15 protein-coding genes and 3 pseudogenes are annotated in these 20360 nt (G+C 67.3%); 9 read left to right on the plus strand and 9 right to left on the minus strand.

The features are described 5' to 3' along the window. Window positions 1–10: 10 nt before the first annotated feature. On the plus strand, window positions 11–553 hold the full coding sequence (locus QR77_RS38090) for a TetR/AcrR family transcriptional regulator (RefSeq protein ID WP_040026527.1): 543 nt from the start codon (window positions 11–13) through the stop codon (window positions 551–553). A 278-nt stretch (window positions 554–831) separates the two neighbouring features. On the opposite strand, the gene QR77_RS42600 is transcribed toward QR77_RS38090, so the two are convergent. Continuing rightward, on the minus strand, window positions 832–1389 hold the full coding sequence (locus QR77_RS42600) for a VOC family protein (RefSeq protein ID WP_160311005.1): 558 nt from the start codon (window positions 1387–1389) through the stop codon (window positions 832–834). A 141-nt stretch (window positions 1390–1530) separates the two neighbouring features. Next, window positions 1531–1986, minus strand: a complete 456-nt coding sequence (locus tag QR77_RS44465) for a CocE/NonD family hydrolase C-terminal non-catalytic domain-containing protein (protein ID WP_236710983.1) — start codon at window positions 1984–1986, stop codon at window positions 1531–1533. Between the two features lie 518 nt (window positions 1987–2504). Between QR77_RS44465 and QR77_RS38105 the strand changes: the two genes are divergently transcribed. Next, window positions 2505–3221 carry a TetR/AcrR family transcriptional regulator gene (locus tag QR77_RS38105; protein ID WP_040026528.1) on the plus strand — a complete coding sequence of 239 codons (717 nt, stop codon included), beginning with the start codon at window positions 2505–2507 and terminating at the stop codon, window positions 3219–3221. A 327-nt stretch (window positions 3222–3548) separates the two neighbouring features. Here the strand turns inward: QR77_RS38105 and QR77_RS49570 are convergent, their stop codons facing one another. Then, complete coding sequence (locus QR77_RS49570) at window positions 3549–4031, minus strand: BBE domain-containing protein (RefSeq protein ID WP_236710984.1); 483 nt, start codon at window positions 4029–4031, stop codon at window positions 3549–3551. Between the two features lie 1001 nt (window positions 4032–5032). Next, window positions 5033–5389, minus strand: coding sequence for a hypothetical protein (locus QR77_RS38115; RefSeq protein ID WP_052489383.1), 357 nt, complete (start codon window positions 5387–5389; stop codon window positions 5033–5035). Window positions 5390–5934: 545 nt separating this feature from the next. Here QR77_RS38115 and QR77_RS38120 point away from each other — a divergent pair. Continuing rightward, window positions 5935–6498: a GrpB family protein gene (locus tag QR77_RS38120; RefSeq protein ID WP_040029379.1), complete on the plus strand. Its 564-nt coding sequence runs from the start codon at window positions 5935–5937 to the stop codon at window positions 6496–6498. Window positions 6499–6899: 401 nt separating this feature from the next. Further along, window positions 6900–7007 (plus strand): annotated as a pseudogene (locus tag QR77_RS49575) (transposase); the annotation flags it as partial. A gap of 87 nt (window positions 7008–7094) precedes the next feature. Here the strand turns inward: QR77_RS49575 and QR77_RS38125 are convergent. Then, on the minus strand, window positions 7095–7883 hold the full coding sequence (locus tag QR77_RS38125; RefSeq protein ID WP_347359816.1) for a transposase: 789 nt from the start codon (window positions 7881–7883) through the stop codon (window positions 7095–7097). 322 nt (window positions 7884–8205) lie between these two features. Here QR77_RS38125 and QR77_RS38130 point away from each other — a divergent pair, with 322 nt between their 5' ends. From QR77_RS38130 to QR77_RS38140, 3 genes and pseudogenes are all read left to right on the plus strand, one after another. Then, complete coding sequence (locus tag QR77_RS38130; RefSeq protein ID WP_040026529.1) at window positions 8206–8883, plus strand: DUF3159 domain-containing protein; 678 nt, start codon at window positions 8206–8208, stop codon at window positions 8881–8883. A 228-nt stretch (window positions 8884–9111) separates the two neighbouring features. Further along, window positions 9112–9765, plus strand: coding sequence for a TetR/AcrR family transcriptional regulator (locus tag QR77_RS38135; protein WP_040026530.1), 654 nt, complete (start codon window positions 9112–9114; stop codon window positions 9763–9765). A 282-nt stretch (window positions 9766–10047) separates the two neighbouring features. Further along, window positions 10048–11525, plus strand: a pseudogene (locus QR77_RS38140) (MFS transporter); the annotation flags it as partial. A 327-nt stretch (window positions 11526–11852) separates the two neighbouring features. Here QR77_RS38140 and QR77_RS38145 read toward each other — a convergent pair. Further along, window positions 11853–12350, minus strand: coding sequence for an FBP domain-containing protein (locus QR77_RS38145; RefSeq protein ID WP_040026531.1), 498 nt, complete (start codon window positions 12348–12350; stop codon window positions 11853–11855). 53 nt (window positions 12351–12403) lie between these two features. After that, on the minus strand, window positions 12404–13951 hold the full coding sequence (locus QR77_RS38150; protein WP_040029380.1) for an MFS transporter: 1548 nt from the start codon (window positions 13949–13951) through the stop codon (window positions 12404–12406). Window positions 13952–14790: 839 nt separating this feature from the next. On the opposite strand from QR77_RS38150, the gene QR77_RS49580 reads away from it, so the two are divergent. Then, entirely contained in the window at window positions 14791–15042 is a 252-nt protein-coding gene (locus tag QR77_RS49580) for a hypothetical protein (protein WP_052489384.1), read from the plus strand. Window positions 15043–15251: 209 nt separating this feature from the next. Here QR77_RS49580 and QR77_RS45620 read toward each other — a convergent pair. Both QR77_RS45620 and QR77_RS42965 read right to left on the minus strand, forming a co-directional pair. Continuing rightward, window positions 15252–15518, minus strand: a pseudogene (locus QR77_RS45620) (CocE/NonD family hydrolase); the annotation flags it as partial. A gap of 1593 nt (window positions 15519–17111) precedes the next feature. After that, window positions 17112–17765: a GPP34 family phosphoprotein gene (locus tag QR77_RS42965; protein WP_040026532.1), complete on the minus strand. Its 654-nt coding sequence runs from the start codon at window positions 17763–17765 to the stop codon at window positions 17112–17114. Between the two features lie 562 nt (window positions 17766–18327). Between QR77_RS42965 and QR77_RS38165 the strand changes: the two genes are divergently transcribed. After that, window positions 18328–20220 (plus strand): S9 family peptidase, encoded by a 1893-nt coding sequence (locus tag QR77_RS38165; RefSeq protein ID WP_040026533.1) that lies wholly within the window; start codon window positions 18328–18330, stop codon window positions 20218–20220. The last annotated feature ends 140 nt before the right edge of the window (window positions 20221–20360 follow it).

The raw sequence follows: 20360 nt of genomic DNA on the forward strand, positions 1-20360 counted from the left end.
AGGAGGGATCATGAGGTCGGATGCCGCACGCAACAGGCAGAGGATCTTCGATGAGGCTCGCGGCGCCGTCATCGGCGGGGAGACTGCGCTCACCCTCAACGAGCTCGCGCGCAGGGCGGGCGTGGGGGTCGGGACGGTCTATCGGGTCTTCCCCACGCAGCGGGCCATGCGGGAGTCCGTCCTGGAAGAGGCGGTCCGAGAGCTCATCGATGCCGCGACCGTAGCCGACGGGTACCCCGATCCCGCCAAGGCACTCATTGACTTCCTCCGCACGGCACTCCTGACCGCCCTGGCGCGACCAGGCCTCACCGACGTTCTGATCACCGGGTCCGACGAGACGGACTCTCTGCACCGGGCCAAGGGAGAGCTGGTCGAAGTCACCTCCCACCTGCTCGCACGCATCCGCCCTGCCCCTGCCCTCACCGGCGAAAACCTGCTCAAGCTCCTGTGCGGCCTGATCCACGCCGTCAGCGAGCACCCGGCGGAGCGGCAGGAGGTCGCGATCGACAACTACCTCGACATCCTCCGGGCCGGCCTCGCACCCACCCTCTGACGACCGGGGCTCTGGGTGCGGGCTGGGCCCGAAGTCGGACGTTGGGCCGGAGGCTGCATCGTGCCGCTCGTCGTGCAGCCCCCCTTGATGTGGACGCGAAGGCGCTTCGGAACACGGCGGGCTTGTCGGCTGCCCGCCAGTCGCCGGTTGCCGCTCGGGCGCCGTTGGTACGCGCGCCCGAGCGTCGAAGATGGCGACTGTTCGTGAACATTGGCCAGCGCGACCGTCAGATGTGAGAACCCGCTGCCGTGTCGCGTCCGTCCGGAACCGTGCCGCGGTCAGGCGTCTTCGCCGATCACTTCGATCAGCTCGATGGCCGGCCCATGGGCCAGACCGTCCAGGTACAGGAAGCGTGTCCGCCCTGCGATCGATGCCTTGAAGGTGACAGGAGCCCCTTCTCCCGTCGCTCGCAGCGATTCGAGGTGCTGGTCGATGCTTCCCACCACGTAGGCGAGGTGGTGGACGCCTTCGCCGTGGAGGTCGAGGAACTCCGTGTACGGCGAGCGGCCACCGAGCGGCTGGATCAGTCGATCTCCGAAGATCCCGTCCTTATGCAGCCGTAGCGGGCAGAGGGGCCGACCTTCCCGGTGAAGTTTGGCCGTGGGGAATTCCAGATCCGTTATCTGCTCTGTGCTGACCCCCCACCGTTTCTCGTAGTCGGCGACGACACGGTCGAAGTCTTCCACGATGATGCCGACGTGAAAGAGAGGCGGAAGGCTGATGGGCGCGGGGGTCTTCCTTGGTTTGTTGAACTGAGCTGTTTCCGGCCTGTCGTTTGCGCTGGTCGGTGGGCTTTCGGTGGCGGGACGGCGGGGCTGGGCTGTGCCGCCTGGCACCTGTGGTGACGCTGGGCTCGCGGGGCCCCGCCCACCGGCCTGGCCGGGGCCCCGCGGCATGGTCGTCGGCCGCGCTGCGTGGGGGAACTGTGCTCCGCCCTGTGAGCCAACGCGACGAGGATGTCCAGCGGTGTGGCGTCCTCAGCGCCGCGCACGGGCCTGGGGCACCGAGAACGTGGCTGGCCGCAGGGTCCAGTCGGTCGACTTCAGACCGATGTCCGGCCGGTCCCGGTCCAGCCGGGAGACCCGCTCGTCGAATGCGACAGCGTTGCCGTCGGCGCCCACGTCGTACAGCTTGACCATCACGTTGCCCTCACCCTTGGCCGTCATGGTGACCCGGGGCGCGCCGGTGACCCGGGTGGCCGTCTCAAGAGTTCCGGACCAGACGATGAAGCTCGCAGCGTCACGACCGGCATCCTGTTCCGGGGGTGTCGGCTGCGAACCCGCTTCGCTGTCCACGTACGAGCCCTTGCCGAGACAGAGGTTCGCGGAGCGGTTCGCTGTGGGCCAGGACTTCTCCGCGCGCCAGTTGCCGAGGTTTGTCCTTCGCCTTCCTGGCCGGGCTGGGGTCCTTCCAGTACGGGTCGTCCGGATCACCGATGGAGGGGCCGAAGGAGCCGAGCACCAGGCACTCGGGGTGCTTCTTCTCGTACGCGGCGTTGGTCCACTACCGCTTGTCCTCGTCCGGCAACTGAGGCAGGCCCGTGAGCGAATCGGTAGCGGTGGCGACGGTCGTCCTCCCGGTTCGGCCGCCGCCGGTTGCCTGGTCCGGCGCGGCGACGGCTGCCCCTATGAGGCCACAGGTCAGAGCGCAGGCCGTGAGCAGGGCTGCGGCGGTGGCGGCTGGTCGTTTCCTCGTGCGGTACTCCGGAGCTTGGGTTGGGGTGGGCTCGGAAGGGGATCACTCGCTGCGCAGGTCGGCCTTGCACAGCGAGCGGCAAAGACCACCGCACGGCGGGACAATTCTGTCACTTAGTGCCATTGTCGCTTGGTGGCAGATATTGCAAGTAGATGCGCTTGAGTCTGGATCGGGGCATGCGCACTGGCTCGCGTGCAGCGTCACTTAATGCCAATATGGCACTGAGTGAGCGTGATAGTGAAAGGGTGGCGAAAAGATGGCCGACGACGTCGTACCGACCGAACGCAGCCGTGGCGGGATGAGTGAACAACGCCGCCGTCGTGTACGTCTGGAGATCTCGCGGGAGGCGGCACGCCTGTTCTGGGCGCAGGGCGTCGACGGCACGAGCGGTGACCAGATCGCCGAGGTGGTGGGCCTGTCGACCCGCACCATCTGGCGTCATTTCCGTAGCAAGGAGAGCTGCGCGGAGCCGATCGTTGCGCAGAGCGTGGAGTGGGAACTGGCCACTCTGCGCAGTTGGCCGCTGCATCGCTCTTTGGAGGAGCACTTCGCCACGGAGGCGAAGCGGTTGGTCAGCGAGATCAGCCCTTCGGAGCAGGCCGATGCCGGGCTGGGCGTCAAGATGATTCGATTGGCCGAGACCGAACCGGCCCTGCGCACGGCTTGGCTGATGGCCTGCGACCAGGTGGAACACGAACTGGCAGCGGTCATCGCGACTCGCCTCGGACTCAAGCCCGACGACCTACAGGTACGTCTGCACGCCGCGGCCGCCGCGGCCGCCCTGCGAGTCATCAACGAGTATGTCGGAGCCGGCCTTCTGGACGGCACCGATCCGCGAAAGCTCGGTGACGAGAGTTTCGCTTTCATTGCGGACGCTGTCCGCAAGGCCACCGGGGGCGCCGTGGGCGACCCGGTCCAGGTCGACGAGGCGCCTGCCGTGCCGGACCAGGGCGCCGCCGATCGACAGGAGTAAGCGGTGCCCCCTGAGCGGCACACTCCGGTGGGCTCAGTCACGGAGGCAGGAGGGGACACGGCTGCTGCTGCACGTGCTGTGTACGCCGCTCAACCGCCGATCTCCCAGGGCAAGACAACCCCGTAGCGCCCATATGAACTCTGTGGCCCAGGGCGCTATTTCGGCCAGTCCGACGAAGACCCCGGCTCACCATCCCGGATACAGCGGCCGGTGGCGCCTGACCTTGCCCCGGCGCCCTGGCCCCGGGGAGGGCTTCTCCCCGGGCGACGAACAGGACCTTCGACAAGCCCTACCGCCCCAGGTCAGAGGCGCTCCCCGGCTATCTGATCACCCGTCGGACGGCCCCCTTGGTGAAAGCCCGAGGCCAATGTCCGATGACCCGATGCCGTTCTCCGGTGGGACCGCCGGCACCCCCGGATGCTCCGGTTCCACGCCTGACACGGGCCTGGAACCGGCGTCGGCACTCCCGCTGGGGAGCGGCGTGGCGGCGAGGACGGAGTCCGGGTCGACCGCAGACTTCACGGCGAGCAAACGCTCGGTGTTCGGCCCGTAGGACTCCGCGACCTGGTCGGGAGTCTCCGGCCCCAGGAAGTTCACGTAGCCACCCGGCAACGAGAACGGCTCAAGTGCCGCGTGCAAGGTTTCCAGCCGGCGCAGGTGCGGGGACCTGGCATCGCCGGCTCCCGCGTTGCCCTTGCTTTCGCCCTCCCACAATGAGATCAGCTCGACCATCAGGTTCGGTTCGCGTCGGCCGAAAGCCGTCGAGCCGAGGGGCAGACGGGCGGCGGCACCATGGAACTGATGCCACACGATCGCGGAGAACGGTGAGCTGAACTCCTGGGCAGCCCGGTCCAGGACGGTCGCGATGGAGCCCGGAGATGCTCTGGACGGTGCGCGTGCGAATCGCGCCCATCCGCCCGGGTGGGAACATGGTGTCCGTCGCGGCCAACGCCGCGGAACGGGCGACCGGTCCAATCTCGGCCAGCACGGGTGTACCGAGTCTGGCCAGGGTACGCACCGGCCCGTTCTCGGCGTTCCCCACCTCGATGTCCCCCGACAGGTCGGCGCTACGTACACCATCGGCTTCCCGTCCGGGCCGGGAAGGAACCCCACGTCCACCGTCAGCTCATCCGGACAGTCCTGAAGGATCCCACCCAGGTCGGCGAGAACGTTGGCGCTCTGGACGATCGGGTACAAGATGGTGCCCGACACGACTGTCGGCACGGGGTGCAGACGGATCCGCGCCACCCAGCCTCGACCGGGGCCGCTGCTCCGGCCAAAGCTGACTGATCCTCCTCCTGCTTGGCCTTGCTGAAATCAAAGTCGGACACTGGCCGGAGGCAGAAGGGGTGTCCGGCTGCCGGGCCGGCGTAGGCCCGTCCGCCTTCTTGCTATGCCGGGTTGACGCCGTCAGTGGGCTGCGGCTGACGCGCGCCGTTTCGCGCGCTCTGGCCTTCCCGACCCCAACCTGGCGCCTGACCCTCCCCGTCGTCCGCGACGTACTCGCGCAGGTCCTCGGACATCGGCGTCCGACGACTCGCACCTGCGCAACCTCGACGGCCGCGACCTCTACGGAAAGCCGGCGGCGAACTGAGCGAGACGGCTGGCGCGGGACAGGTCAACAGCTTCAGGCGCCTCTTCCTCTGCCCTGCGGAGCGTGGGGACGCTTCGGTGCGCAGGCCGGTCTGCTTCTCGCTGTTGGTCCGTGGTGAAGAGGTGGGCGCGGCGCTCGCGTGGGAGGTCGGCGAGGGCGGCACCGGGGATGCCCTCCGCGACTCATGTCGAAAGCGGACTGCCCTATCGGCGCAGCGTCAACTCGCCACGCTCGTGGATCCATCCCCACTGAGGAGGGTGCGCAGCCGACGAGCTACGTCGGTGGTGCTGTGCCCGTCCCACACGGGCGCCGTCTCTACCTCGGGTACGTCACCGAACAACGACCAGCTATTGGCTCGGTAGTGATTGCTGACCTGCCCCGTGGGGAGCTGGGCCGTGACTATGAACCAGCCGCCCCCGAAGCATGGTTCACCGTCGTGGTGCTTCCATGAGCGGACGACGGGGTACCTGGCGGCCAGCCACGCCCGGACTGCGTGTGCGTGGTAGAGCAGCCTGAATTCGTACAGCTCGTCGAAGGTGTGGAACCCGTCGGAGATGCTGCCGGTGTCGGTCATTACTGGCTCCAGATCATGTAGAGCCCGCGGCGCGGGCTGCGCCGCTAACACGCGGCGGGTCTTGCCCATCTTGCCGGGCACCTCGACAGCCTGGCCGGGCTGAAATGGTCAGCCCAAAAACGTAACTCAGGCCAGACTTCGTCGCAAGCGTTGTCTGCCGAGAGCCGCTCGAGTGAGGACCCGGGATAGCGGCGGCGGACTCAGGGACCGCTCGCAGATCGGGTTCTTGTGTACTGCACTCACAGCAGGGGCGCCGACATCGTTAGCCCCGGCACCGACAAAGTGTCCGTAGTGATGACGGAGGGGCAGCCGCACATCCGAGGGCCCAACAGTCCTCTGGCTCTCCTCTGTGCCTGGGCCGAACATGTCGCGCCGCACGTAGAATCGACCTGTTCCGGGTCGAGCAGGAACGTGTCGCCGCTCTCGGCGCGACGCAGGTCCCGATCCGCCGAACCCGCGTGACGGCGGCGAGGCTCGACGAAGCCGCCAACCGCAGCCCCGTCGATCGAGGTGGTGAACTGGCGCAAGACGTAAAGGATGTGTTGGTGATGAACAGCAGCGAGCCTCGTCGGCCGGACGTCACGACGGTCGAGATCATCGGTGGTCCAGAAGCGCTCGAGGTCGGCCTTGGCAACTATGACGCCCGGTGGGCGGAGGTCTACCTGCATCACCGGCGTCGGATCCTTGACGCGTTGGCGGCAGTGGACGTCGATGTCGAGCACATTGGATCGACTGCGGTTCCAGGCCTTGCCGCCAAACCGATTGTTGACATCGTCGTCGCGGTGGCCGACATCACAGCAGAGGAGGACTACCTCGACGGGCTGTTGGCCGCAGGTTACGAACTGCGGGTTCGCGAGCCAGGACATCGGCTCGTGCGTACGCCGACTCGCGACGTTCACGTGCACGTATATGAACGGGGGGACGCAGCGGTGCACGAGTACCTTCTCTTCCGTGACCACTTGCGCACCAATGCAGACGATCGCGCCCTGTACGAGAGTGTCAAACGAGCTCTGCTCAGCCAGCAGTGGAACGACATGAACGACTACGCCGACGCCAAGAACGACGTCATCTTGGCGATCAAGACTCGAGCCAGGGCAACTCGCCAATGACGCGGGATGGTGTCACGGGTTTGTGATCTGTGAATCTGTTCGACTGGCGACGCCTACCTGTGGTTTGTCGACGGCGGGTTCGAGCGGGAGTAGGCCGTGAGTGGAGGCGTCAACTACGGTCTGGGGAGCCCGAGATGACGAAGCGGCTGCCGCGTCCGCCTGCACCGGGGCCGCTGGAAGCGTACGCCGTCCTTTTCGATGATCTCTTCGGGACGCTGGCACAGCGGCGGGGCTTGCGCGAGTTCCTGGCCGGGGTTGTTGTTGCCGCGGGACCGCAACAAGACACTGACATGCCTGGCCGGCAAGGAGTCCGTGGTGGGTGCCCAGCATGCGGCGGTGCAGCGCGGCGCCTGCAGTTGTTGCTGGCCGACCCGGCCACGGCGCCGCATGACGGCGGGGTGCTGGTAATCGACGATTCCGGAGATCGCAAGGACGGCGGCGCGACCGCCCATGTGGGCAAGCAGTACCTCGGCTCGGTCGGGAAGATCGACCGCGGCGTGGTCACGGTGTGCGTAGGCGAGGTAGTAGGCGATCTCGTCCGGTCGGGCCGGGCTGCGGCGGGCCGGCATCCACCGCTGACGGCGGGACGGTCACCGTCAAAGACATCGATCACCGGCAGACGGGCTGCTGCCCAGTCGTAGGTACGCGGGCCTTCTGGCGCCGTTGCCGCAGGAACGTCGTTCCCATGCCTCGTCGGGAGCGCCGGCGATGGCCTGGCCGATACGGCCGAAGGAAGCGTCCAGTTGCTGGGACTTCAACACGGCCAGGACGGAGCCGACACCGGCTTCCTCCAGGGTGCGGTGCATGGGCCATTCCTGTCCGTAGGCGCAGTCGCCCGTCGCCCGGGCGACGGGGAGTGGCGAAGCAAGTGCCCGCAGGATCATCGCGCGGGCCATTTCTCCCTTGGTCGCGAAGCCACGACTGTCAGGGACTTTCGCCGCCCGGTGCCGGTCCGCCTCCGCAGTGCAGGACCTGGGCAGGTAAAGCTTCCGGTCCGCCAGAGCCCTTTCTCCTGAGGAGGCATACGCGACGAAGACCCCGGTCTGGCAGGACACCGGCTCGCGGTAATGATCGTGAGCCGCGACGGGGCTGGTCTCACCCGGAGAGGGTGCGCGGGTCTGCTTCGACGCCGTCGAGGGCTCGCGTGAGCGGAGCGGCATCGGGGGTTCGAGCCATCGGACCATTCCTCCCTGATTCAGACGATGCCGACATCGCCTGGTCTGCCCACGTGTGGAAAGCACGTCGAAATCCGGCTCTCCCGCACAGAGATCACCGAGCCGATCGCCCCGCGCACCGACGCCCCGCCAGGAGGGCTTCGGACAGCGAGCGGCGGAGTGTGGCTGCACCGTGGCAGGCCCATCAGCCATGGCTCGAAGGCCACGCATCCGACCACGAGCTGGTCGGCGCGCCGCGCGGGGGCCGGTCAACCTGGGGTTTGATTCGGCGGCATCGCGCTGTTCGATCCGTTCACCACCGCGCGATGCGGGACACCTCCCGAGGGTCCGATCAGCATCAACGCCGTGATCGCCGCACCGTCGTACGGACCCTGATCGCCACGCGATGACGGGCGACTCGCCGAGCGGGGTTTAGCCGAGGCGTGACTCAGGTCACGTCACGCGAGGTGGCTTTGTTCGCCACTTGATGTCAAGATGTCACTTAGTGACGCGGAATTTGCTCCCATAGACGAACCCGGAAGAGCTGATCACCATGCAGACCACCAGTCCCCAGGAGGCGGCGATCGACATGCAGGCGGCAGACCAACGGACGAAGAAGTCGGCGCTCGAACAGGCGGGCGGCACCAAGGGGGTCATCTACTCGGCGCTGCCGGTCGTGGTGTTCGTCGTCGCCAACAACGCCAGGGGACTCAAGGTGGGCGTCCTCGCCGCCCTGCTCGGCGCCTTGGGCATCGCGGTGCGGCGGCTGATACGCAAGGAGTCGATCCAGCCCGCGCTCGGCGGCATGTTCGGCGTGGCGATCGCCGCCGGCATCTCCTGGTACACGGGATCCGCCAAGGACTTCTTCCTCATCGGCATCTGGCTGAGCTTGGTCGGCGCCGTCGCCTTCGTCCTCTCCGTGGTGCTGCGGTGGCCCCTGGCCGGCCTGATCTGGAACTCGACGACCGGCAAGGGCACCGTCTGGCGGGCGGACAAGCGTTCGCGGTTCTACTACGACATCGCCACCCTCGTGCTGGCCGCCATCTTCGGCGCCCGGTTCGCCGTCCAGCAGTACCTCTACCAGGCCGACAAGGTCGGCTCCCTGGGCTTCGCCAAGATCGCCATGGGCTACCCGCTCCTCGCCGTCGGCTTCCTGGCCGTCGCCTGGGCCGCCCGGGCTTCCGACAAGCGACTGAAGGCCGTAGGGCTGCTGCCCGCCAAGCGCAGCTAACTGACGCCCTCCCCGCTCCCCGTCCGTGCCGGACGGGCCCCACGGCCCGTCCGGCACACGCGTCCGCACCGCGGAGCGACCACGGCCGATTTGGGCGTCATCTCTTGTGGGGTTGCCGACCTCCGCACCGCCGCTGCGAGCACACGGCCCGACACTTCCAGGCCCTTCGCCGGCATGGCCGCAGCGGAACGACGTCTTTGTCCCACGGCTGAATGGCGAGGTGACCCCATGCAGGTGAGCAATCGCGTCGGACCTGGGATGAGCGAGCAGCGGCGCTGCCGGATCCGGTTGGAGATCTCTCGGGAGGCGTCGCGTCTCTTCTGGGAGCAGGGCGTTGCCGCGACCAGCGGTGACCAGATCGGCGAAGCAGTGGGCCTGTCGACGCGTACCATCTGGCGGCACTTCCGGAGCAAGGAGAGCTGCGCCGAACCGATCATCTTGCATGGCGTCGCGTGGGAGATGGCCGCCCTGCGCCGCTGGAAACCCGAACTCTCCCTCGATGACCATCTCGCCGATGAGATGAGCAGGCATAGCCGCGACGCCGACTGCGCGGAGCGCGCCGACGACGCGCTCGCGATGAAGATGATCGCGCTCAGCAGCAGGGAGCCCGTGCTCCGCACGGCCTGGCTGATGGCCTGTGACCAGGTAGAACGCGAGCTGGCCGGGAGCATCGCCGACCGACTTGACCTGCCGGCCGACGACATCAGGGTGCAGGTGCACGCGGCGGCCGCCTCGGGCGCCCTACGAGTCGTCAACGAGGAGATCGGCGATGCCCTGCTCGGCGGTGCCGAGGTGCGCCAGTTCGCACATGCGCACCAGCTCCTGGCCCAGGCGATCCGCAGTGCCACGGGAGGCGCCGTGGGGGACGCGGCTACGACCTGAGATCCGTACGCGACGACCCCCTCAGGTCGCACAAACACCGGCATTGAGTGTCCCGTTCGGCATGCGCCTGAGCGGGCTGCCCGCGCTGTTCGCCGTGTGTGACACAGGCCGGGTGGCAGGTCGATCCACCGGCGCCGGACCGGATACCGCCCGTTCCCGATCGCTCGAAGCATTCCCGTCAGGTGGCGCTCGGTACCCAGTGTGTACGTCACCTGCTGTCCTCGATCGGAAGACTCAGTGACTACCGACTATTCCCCCGCGACGAAACCGGAAGCGGCGACGATGCCGTCCCGGCAGGTGCTTCAGGCGATTTCCGGACTGGTGGCCGGTTTGTTCGTCGCCATCCTCGCCGAAACCGTGGTGGCCAACGCGCTGCCCCGGATCACCGCAGAGTTGGGGGCGAGCCAATCCTCGTACACCTGGGTGATCATCGCGGAGCTGCTGGCCATGACGGCCACCGTTCCGTTGCGGGGCAAGCTGTCCGACCTCTACAGCAAGAAGCTGCTCCTCCAGACATCGCTGGGCCTGTTCGTGGTCGGCTCATTCCTGGCTGGATTGACCCAAGGTGTCGGCACGTTGATCTTCAGCCGGCTGGCGCAGGGCTTGGGGGCAGGCGGACTCACGGCACTGACGCAGGTCGTGTTGGCGGCCGTCATCCGCCCGCGGAAGCTGGGCCGGTACTCCGGCGTTTTCGGCGCCGTCTTCTCCGGGGCCACCGTGGCCGGCCCGCTGATCGGCGGCCTCCTGGTGGACACCTCCTGGCTCGGCTGGCGGTGGTGCTTCTTCATTGGTGTGCCCTCCGCGCTCCTTGCCATCGCGCCGCTGCGGCGCACACTGCACCTTCCGCACGTCCGCCGCGACGTGAAGATCGACTGGCTCGGTGCCTTCCTGATCGTCGCCGGTGTCAGCTCGCTGCTCATCTGGGTTTCGATGGCGGGCAGCACGTTCGACTGGTTCTCCTGGCAGACGGCCGCGTCGGTGGCGGAACGCTGCTGCTGGCGGCGGCCGTCCGGGTCGAGTCCCGGGCCGCCGAGCCGATCATCCCGCTGAGCATCTTCCGTAACCGCGCCGTGGCACTGACCAGCCTGGCCTCCCTACTGGTCGGAGTCGGCCTCTTCGGCGGTACCGTCTTCCTCTCGCAGTTCTTCCAGGTGGCCATGGGCAAGTCGCCCAAAATTGCTGGTCTGATGAGCCTGCCGTTGGTCCTGGGATCGCTCGCCGCCTCCATGCTCGCCGGCCACCGGATCAGCGCGACCGGCAGGTGGAAGCCGTACCTCGTGGCAGGCACCGTCCTTATGACCGTCGGCCTTGCCCTGCTGGCCACCATCGGATCCCACACGCCCTTCGTTCTGCTGAGCGTTTACATGGCCGTCCTGGGGACCGGCGTCGGAATGCTGACGCAGAACCTGGTCCTCGCCGCGTAGAACGACGTGCCCGCCGACACTCTGGGCAGCGCGACCTCCGTCCTGTCCTTCTCGCGCAGCATGGGCGGGACCGTGGGCACCAGCGTCCTGGGAGCGGTCCTCGCCCACCGCGTCGCCACCGAACTTGCCGACGGCCGCGCTGCGGCAGGTGACACGCCGGGAGGCGGAGCCGGGCATGGTGTCCCCGACGCCACGACCCTGCCCGCCCCGGTGCGTGCGCTCGTGGAGAACGCCTACGGCATCGCCATCGCCATCGCCATCGCCGAACTCTTCCTCTGGGCCACCCCGTTCGCCCTGCTGGCGCTGATCGCTGTCCTGTTCATCGAAGAGAAGCCAGGCCCTCGCCCTTGCGCTTCTTCTCCCGCTTGAAAGAGGGCCGCAGCAGTTCGGCCCCACGCATGACCAGTCGTTCTCTAACTCCTTGGAGGCGAAGCCCTCGTCCGCGATGATCAGCAGTCCGGGCCGGTCGGCGATCAGGTCTTCATCGACGTCGAGCATGGCCTGGCACTTCGCGTTCGTCGAGTTTCGGGTTCGCCAGCGCCCACAGGATCGGCATCCCGGTCGGCGTGTGTCCGGCGCGTCAGACCGAGGAGCCGCGAGGAGACGGCGGTTAAAGGAGTGGACAGGGGCTCGGCGACCATGGCCGTCGAGCCCCTGTCGGTCTCATTGGAAGACCCGCTCCACGAACGCGTCGAGGTTGCCGCGCAGGCGATCGATCTGCTGCTCGACAGTGAGGGACTCCTCCATGCGCCCGCCCGGTGCCGCCTTCTTCCTGCCCCGTACGTACAACGAGCAGTCCAGGTCGGCGCAGATGTAGAGGCCCACCGAGTTGCCTCTGCGGCCGGCCGGGCCTGCCTTGGGGGCGGCCATGAGGGAGACGCCGCTGCCGGGATGCGTGGTCAGGCACAGCGAGCACATGCTGCGGCGCAGGAAGCCGCGGTTGCCGGAAGCGGAGCGCAGGGACAGGCCGACGAGTTCATCGGCGCGTTCGACGACGAGATACCTGCGATCGGGCGCGGACAGATCGAACCAGCCCAGGAAGTCCAGGTCATCCCAGTGGTCGAGGTCCGCCAGGTTCTTGGGCAGGGGGAGGCGTTTGGCCTGGCCCTTCGAGCAGTTGACGAACGAGGTACGGATGTCGTGCTCGGTCAGGGGTTTCATGGAGGGTCCTTCGAGGGGTCAGGTGGACGGTGGCGGGACACGAACCCGGCTCGCTAGGCCGGTGTGTCATTTCCGGCGGGATTCGGCGTCTTGCGCCGTACGGTGAGGCCCGCTACCAGGGCGGCGAGCAGCAGGACGCCCGCCGAGCACCAGTAGGCGACGGAGAAGCCGTGCACCATGCCCTCGTTGAGGGTCGCGCCGCCGTGGCCCGGATCGTGCACGTGCGAGTGGACGTAACGGCTGGTGGCGCCGGTGGCGATGGTGTTGAGCAGTACGGTGCCCAGCGAAGCGCCCATCTGCTGAACGGTGTTGAGGACAGCCGAGGCCACACCGGCGTCCTGCGCGGGCACGCCGGCGGTGGCCGTCGCGTAGACCGGCATGAAGGTCAGGCCCATGCCCAGACCGAGCAGCAGCAGGGCGGGCAGCACGTGCGGGACGTACCGCGCATGCACGGTCAGGCTGCTGAGCAGCACCATGCCGGCGGCGGCCAGCACCATGCCGGACGACATCAAGGTGCGCGGCGCCGTGCGTGGCAGCAGGCGGGTCGCGATCTGGGTCGCGCCGATGACGATACCGGCCGAAATCGGCATGAAGGCCAGGCCCGTCCGCACCGGCGGGTAGCCGAGGACGACCTGCAGGTAGTACGTCAGGAACAGGAAGACGCCGAACATGCCGATGGTGGCCAAGCCCATCGTCGCGAGCGATCCGGCCCGGACACGGTCCTTGACGATGCGCAGCGGCAGCAGCGGGCTCGCCGCGCGGCTCTGCCACCACACGAAGGCGGCGAGCAAGATCACGCCGGCCGCGAGCAGCGTGAGCACCGACGGGCTGGTCCAGCCGCGAGGTTCGGCCTCGCTGAAGCCGTACACGAGGGCGACGAGCCCGCCGCAGCCCAGCAGCGCGCCCGGCACGTCCAGGTGCCCGCGCCGGCGGCCGGAGCGGTCGCGCAGGAAGGCCGGTGCGCCGAGCAGGGCGGCCAGCGCGATGGGCACGTTGACGTACAGGGACCAGCGCCAGTTCAAGTACTCGGTCAGCAGACCGCCCACGATCAGCCCGACCGCGCTGCCGCCGCCGGCCAGCGCACCGTAGACCCCGAACGCCCTGGCCCGCGCCTTGGGGTCGGTGAACGTCGTCGTCAGCAGCGACAGGGCCGAGGGCGCCAGGACCGCCGCGAACGCACCTTGCAGGGCCCGCGCCGCGAACAGCATCCCAGGACCGGCCGCCGCGCCGCCCAGCGCGGAGGCCGCGGCGAACCCGGCCAGGCCGATGACGAAGGTGCGCTTGCGGCCCACCAGATCGGCGACCCGGCCGCCGAGCAGCAGCAGCCCGCCGAAGGCCAGCGTGTAGGCGGTGATCACCCACTGCCGGTCGGCGTCCGACATGCTGAGAGCGCGCTGGGCGGAGGGCAGCGCGATGTTCACGATGGTGCCGTCAAGGATCACCATAAGCTGGGCGAGGGCGATGACGGCCAGCGCCCACCAGCGCTTCGGATCCGGTGCCGGTGCCGGAGTCGCGGAGGGAACCTCGCCGTCCGGGGAACGGTCGGCGGCCGTGGAAGGGGCGGACAGGAGGGATTCCCCTCCGGGACGTTTCTTGCTCATGGCGATCACGCACGTTTCGTGTCGAAGTGCTGTCGAGACAGCCGGCCAGGGAAGGTCGCAGTGGTGACGACGGGCCGGTGTACGCAGCACGGGGACACGGCATGGCGGTGGGGCAGCGGGAACCGCAAAGAGCACCCGGGGCCTGCCTCACCAGATGCGTGTCACTCACGCCGGCGCTCTTGCTGGTCGTGAGGCGGAGAGTGCCGAGATCACGGTGAACAGCAAGATAAGGGCCCGTCTTCGGGCACGCGCCCCCGCAGGCCGCGCGGCGACGAACCGCGCAGGCCAGGACATCTCGTGACGCGGCATCTCAGGAAGATGCCAAAGATAAGAAACAAGAAGGGGGAAGAGTTACCGCGCGCCGCAGAGGAGGGAGGGCACACGGCCGGAGGCAACTATGGCCGCAACGCATTCGGCATGGTCCATGTCTCTCGCCTCCTTCCGGGTAGGGCACGCGGTGCGTGTCGACGCCGAGCGCGCCGAGCGGGGCGGCAGAGAGCCTGCCGCGCTAAATCTCGGACAGGGTATCCCATCGACGCCACAGCGCGACCGGAATTGCCGACCGCCCGCGCGCACGGAAGGGGTTTGCTTGGGGGTGGAAGTCCCTGGGGGAGGAGGTGGTGCCAACCCCGAGCCGGGAGTTCGGGCGGGAGGCCGTTGACGATGTCTGACGGCTGCTGGTGCAGCCCCGACACGTATGCGGCCTGGCAGCCGCAGGGCTTGATGTCCAGCACGACCCAGGTGCCGAGTAGTCCTGCTGCTTTCGCTCGACCAGAGCGCGGCGTTCCTCTGGGGCGACGTCGTCAGACAGGACGTCGACGACCTCGACGTCAGCTTCCGTGGGCTCGGGAGCGATCCTGTGGGCGCTGGCGAACCCGAAACTCGACGAACGCGAAGACCAGGCCATGCTCGACGTCGATGAAGACCTGATCGCCGACCGGCCCGGACTGCTGATCATCGCGGACGAGGGCTTCGCCTCCAAGGAGTTCGAGAACGACTGGTCATGCGTGGGGCCGAACTGCTGCGGCCCTCTTTCAAGCGGGCGAAGAAGCGCAAGGGCGAGGGCCTGCTCAAGTCGGTGCGGCATCTGATCGAGTCCGTGAACGACACCCTCAAGGGACAGTTGGACCTGGAGCAGCACAGCGGACGGACCTTCCAAGGTGTTGCCCCGCGCAGCCTCGCCATGGCCGCGTTCCACGAGTTGAGCGCTGGGCACTCCGTCTGCCGCTTCTCCTGGTCGGCCTGGCCCTGCAGCGCTTGTCGCCATCCGGCGACTGCCGGAGGTACGAAGATGTCGGTACGCGTCGAACGACTTGCCGTTCATGTCCACTGCGCCTGTGGGACCACGACTGCTTCGCGCTCCAGTTGATCGCGGCCTTCCCATCGGCCTGCTCGCCGGGTTCGCCGAAGTCGGGACAGCCGGTGGAACGGCCGAACCCGCGCGTATAAACCATCACGAAGGCGTAGCCCTGACCTTGTCGAACAGGTCGGTGCCCCTCATGAAGTCCTGGAGGCGCTTGGACGAACCGGTGCGCTCCCAGCCTTCGGGCCCGAGCTCCCCGGAGTACCCCAGTACGAGAGTGCGAGCTCGTCGACAGGCTGACCGACGCTTTCTTGCCGTTGGGCAGCTCTACCGGAAGCAGGATGTCGGGGACCCCGTGCCCGACGCGGTTGCGACCGTGCCGGCCAGCGGGCGAACGGGCCCCACCCAGAGCCTGCGGCCCGAACGGCAGCAGACGGACCGGGCTGTTGGTGAGACAACGAGGAGCGGCCACCCTGCGCAGCGGGCCAGGGTGGCCGCCTCTTCTGCGCCTTGCGAAGCGGTCAGCGCATCCAGACGGTGTACTCGGCGCGACCACCCGGACCGTCGCACCACACCTCGTCATACCCGTTGTGCTGGGCGTTCGGCAGCTCCTCAGCCTCGCACTGCCTCTTCGAGTCATACGTCATACCGCCAGCCACGTGCCAGCCGCTGCCGGGTGGGGGGGGACGGCGACTGCGCTGGTGGCTGTCAGCGGGACTGCTACGGTGCGGCGCCGACGGCGAGGCCGACGGTGATGCGGGAACGACACGACTTCCTCCTTCTGTTGGCTGCACTGTCCCTAGATCGAGCACCCGGGATCCGTGCGTGGTGCCTCTGCGGCTTGCAGCGTGTCTTGATCGACACGCCGCCGACGGGTCACAAGAAGGCGGTAAGGGTTGGTAGGTGATCTGCCATCACCTGAGCGGATGGGGCTGGGGCCACCCCAGCCGGTCGCTCGCTCGGCTGAACACCGTGAGCAAAGACTGCTCGATGCGCGGGTCTGTCCAACGTGAAGTCCATGGTGCGGGGCCTCGCCGCCGCCTGCGAACCGCAGGGCGGTCTCCTGTGTGAAGCGACCTACGACGGGCGGCGGATCGCCGAGGCCAAGGGCAACGGCGGTGGCGATCGGCTATCCGGGCAGGACCATTGCCGACGTGCGCCGCGTACCTCGAAGGCCGGCCACGGCTACCCAGGCCCGCGAGCACGGCATCAGCCGTGGCGCCGTGCGCACCGTTGTGGTCGACCTCATGCCCGACGACAACGCCGCCGACCACCACGCCACATCTGCCACGGGCAGTCGTCACCCTCGATACGCCGGGCAAGTTCGCCGAATTCCTCCGCGTGACCGAGGTGGACGACGCAGAGTGGGCCACTCCACCGCCGCTCCCGCCGTGCACTGCCAAGCCGTTTGACGGTCCCCAGGGCGCCCCGACCGTCCCGGCTGCAGCGCAAGGCCCGCCGGGAGTACGAGATGGACGGTTGCGGTTCCGGTGACGTCGGCCAGACGGCCAGGGAAACTCGCTGCGGCGTGATGGGTTCCCGCTCACCGGTGGCGAATTCACCCGTCGCGGACGGTATTTGTGGGGTGTACGGGACACGGTCCGGGTACGGCGGTGTTCCCTTGCGGTGTTTGTCTTGCCGTGGCGCGATTTTTTCTCCGTCGCCACTCGTCACAACGACTGTGGCGCCGACGATGATCAACCGGAGCCCAAGGGATGGACGTGAGCTCGACACTTGGTTCCATCAGCCACCATGCGGCGAACGCGGCAACCAGAGTCTCCAGCACCGGCCTTGATGTCACTAGATTTTACTTCGGCTCGCATTCTGCGGACGTGCGCATTTTTAGGTTTGTCCTGCTCAGCTCCATCCGCCGCCGACAGCCCGACTGGAAAGCACCGAGCTTGACAGGGCTTTGCGCAGGCCCGGTATTTCTCGATCGAATTTCTTGGCGAGTTCCTCAATCGTACCCTTGTGTTTGCGGCGCTCGGAACGGTTCAGTACGACCCCCATGGTCGCGTCGCTCTCCAGGGCGATCACCGGCAGTGCCACTTGCGCCAGGGACAGAGTGGACGGGTCGGGAGTGGTGGTGACCCGCGTGCGCAATACTTGCTGCACAGCTCGGGCCTCCTCTTCCCGCCGCAAGACAACTTTGCTCCCTCCAAGCAGACTCAAGGGGCGGCCGGTCTTCTTTTCGATAATCCCAGCAGCCGTGAGCTGGTTTTCGACCGGTTTCTCCGCCTTGTGCGCGGTGTTGTGCACCAGTGCCATCCACTTTTTCGGCCTCGCGTGCAGCTCTTCCCACACAGAGGCAAGAAACGGATCCGTCGGTGATCGGTCTCCAAGTACGCGAACCCGGCGCCCGTCGGTCTCAGCCTGTCCCGCAAGGACTAGCTCGGTCAGGGCAGCAGCGCGCAGCCGCTGTCCGCGGAACTGCAGAAGAGTAGCCGGAAACTTGTTCTTTCTGAAGGCGTAGGCACACAGGTAGATCTGCTGCGGAAGTGTGAGATCCATGTGAACTCCTTGAATACGTGGCAACAGGACCAGTTCCTACTACATGGCGCGATCTAAAAGGGCCGTTGACGGCATATTGGGTTCGCCGACCTCGGCCGTCGACCTGTCGGCGTAGCGCTTTTCCTGACTCGACGGGACTGCGGCCGCTCGAAAGCGCCATGAATCCGCACCACGGTCACCCGACTCGCAGCAGGAAGCTCGTGATCTTCAAGGCCGTCAACTCTCCCGAGTCCATCTCGCGCGACCTCACCATCGTGTCACTAACTGCAATGATGACACTTGGTGACAGTATTGCACACTCTTGGCGCGTGTGACCTGCGCCACAAATCCACTGCCAGTCGAGCGGTCGTCCAAGGGGGGTGGGGCTGCGATCGGCGGCCCACAGCGGCTGGACGTGCGGCGCCCTTGCCATTGCTGTCACTTAGTGACATTGTCATTAAGTGACAGCCTTCGATCGCTGAACGGTGACCGGCTCCAGGCTGCGGACCCACTCAGAGCCCTTGCCGACCATTGTCAGGGCCTCATCACTCGCTGTCCGGGGACAGCCACAGGAAGGACCCACATGGCATTGCCGAAGCCGATCAGCGTCGAGGAGTTCTTTGCCCCTCCCGTCCGTTCGAGGGCCTCCCTCTCGCCGGCCGGCACCAAGATCGCGTACCTGGCTCCTTGGGGAAACCACCTGAACCTGTGGATCGAGAGTGTCGACGCGCCCGGGGACGCGCGGCGGGTCACCTCCGAGGACCGCAACCTGCTGAGCTACCACTGGACCGACGATCCGAGGTGGCTGCTCTATACCCGTGACCGAGGAGGTGACGAGAACCGGCACCTCTACCGCGTCGATCTCGAAGACCCGGACGCAGCGGCTACCGACCTCACCCCCTTCCCCGGCGCACGCATCATGGATCTGAAGCTGCCCGCCGGGCGGCCGGGGAAGGCGGTGTTCTCCTCGAACAGTCGGAATCCCGCCACGTTCGACCTCTTCGAGCTGGACATCGCCACCGGTGACCTGCGGACCCTCGCAGAGAACACCGGAGGCGCTGCCACCACCCTTTTGTATGGCGGCAGCAAAGGCCTCTTCACCAGCGACGTCACCGAACAGGGCGACCTAGGGCTCTCGCGCTGGAACGAGGCCACGCAGACGTTGTGCCACATCGCGCAGTTCGAGGGTGAGGACTATCCGCTGGGCATCTATCCGCTGGAGGTCACCGCCGACGCCGGCGGCGTTCTCTTCGGTTCGAACACGGGCTCGGACAGACTCCGCCTGGCCCGGCTGGATGCAGAAACCGGCGTGGAGACGGAGGTCGACTCCCACCCGCAGTACGACCTGGACACACGAGCCCGTGTCTTTCCCGCACTGCCCTCGCCGCTCATCTTCAGTCGACGTACCGGCGAGCTCATCGGAGTTCGCTACCTCGGGGAACGACTGGTGATCAACGCACTGGACCCGCACTTCGCCGAGGTCTTGGAGAACCTGAGGAATCTGTCCGATGGCGACCTGGCCCACATCTCGTCCGACGAGAGCGAGCAGCGGTGGGTCGTCAGCTTCACCCACGACCGCGATCCCGGGGCCACATACTTCTACGACCACTCCTCGGGCGAGAGTCGGCTACTGTTCCGGCCCCTTGGTCACATGGATCCCGAGCATCTGGCACCGATGACACAGGTGACGATCACCGCTCGGGACGGTCTCGCGCTCCCCTCCCACCTGACACTGCCAATCGGGACAGAGCCGCACCGGCTGCCGCTGGTCCTGCTTGTGCACGGCGGTCCCTGGGACCGAGACAGCTGGGGGTTCAACCCTCTCGTCCAACTGCTGGCCAACCGGGGCTACGCGGTGCTTCAAGTGAACTTCCGCAGCTCCACGGGGTACGGCAAGTCGTTCATGAAGGCCGGCATCGGGGAGCTGGCCGGCAAAATGCACGACGACCTGATCGACGGTGTGAACTGGGCCATCCAGCAGGGATACGCGGACCCGGACCGGGTGGCGATCCTGGGCGGCTCCTACGGGGGCTATGCGGCACTGGTCGGAGTCACCTTCACGCCCGATGTCTTCGCCGCTGCGGTGGACATCTTCGGGGTCTCTGACCTCGCCAACTTCCTGCGCAACCAGCCGGAATTCGTCCGGCCGGCCCTTGCCGCCAACTGGTTCCGCTGGGTCGGCGACCCCGCGGATCCGCAGCAGGAGGCCGACATGCTGGCCCGCTCACCGATCAGCCGGGTGGACCAGGTCCGTACACCGCTGCTCATCGCCCAGGGCGCCAACGACGCCCGGGTAGCGCAGGCAGAATCCGACAACATGGTCGAGGCTCTCCGGGCACGTGGAGTCCCCGTCGAGTACATACTCATGGCGGACGAAGGGCACTCCATCGAGAACCCGGAGAACTTGATCGCCGTGTACCACGCAGTGGAGCGCTTTTTGGACGAGCATCTCGGACACGGTCGGGACGCTACGTAGCCGTCGTCCGGGCTGTGGCGGCAGGCGGTCGGCGGTCGGCGTAAGGGAATCTGTGAGGACCCGCAGCCCGGAGGCCGCATTCTCCGCGGCCGCCACTAGCGGATGCTCTGTCCAGCGGCTGCGGAGGTGTTGCGGGAAGC

The sequence above is a fragment of the Streptomyces sp. 150FB genome, assembly GCF_000818195.1.
Lineage (GTDB): Bacteria > Actinomycetota > Actinomycetes > Streptomycetales > Streptomycetaceae > Streptomyces.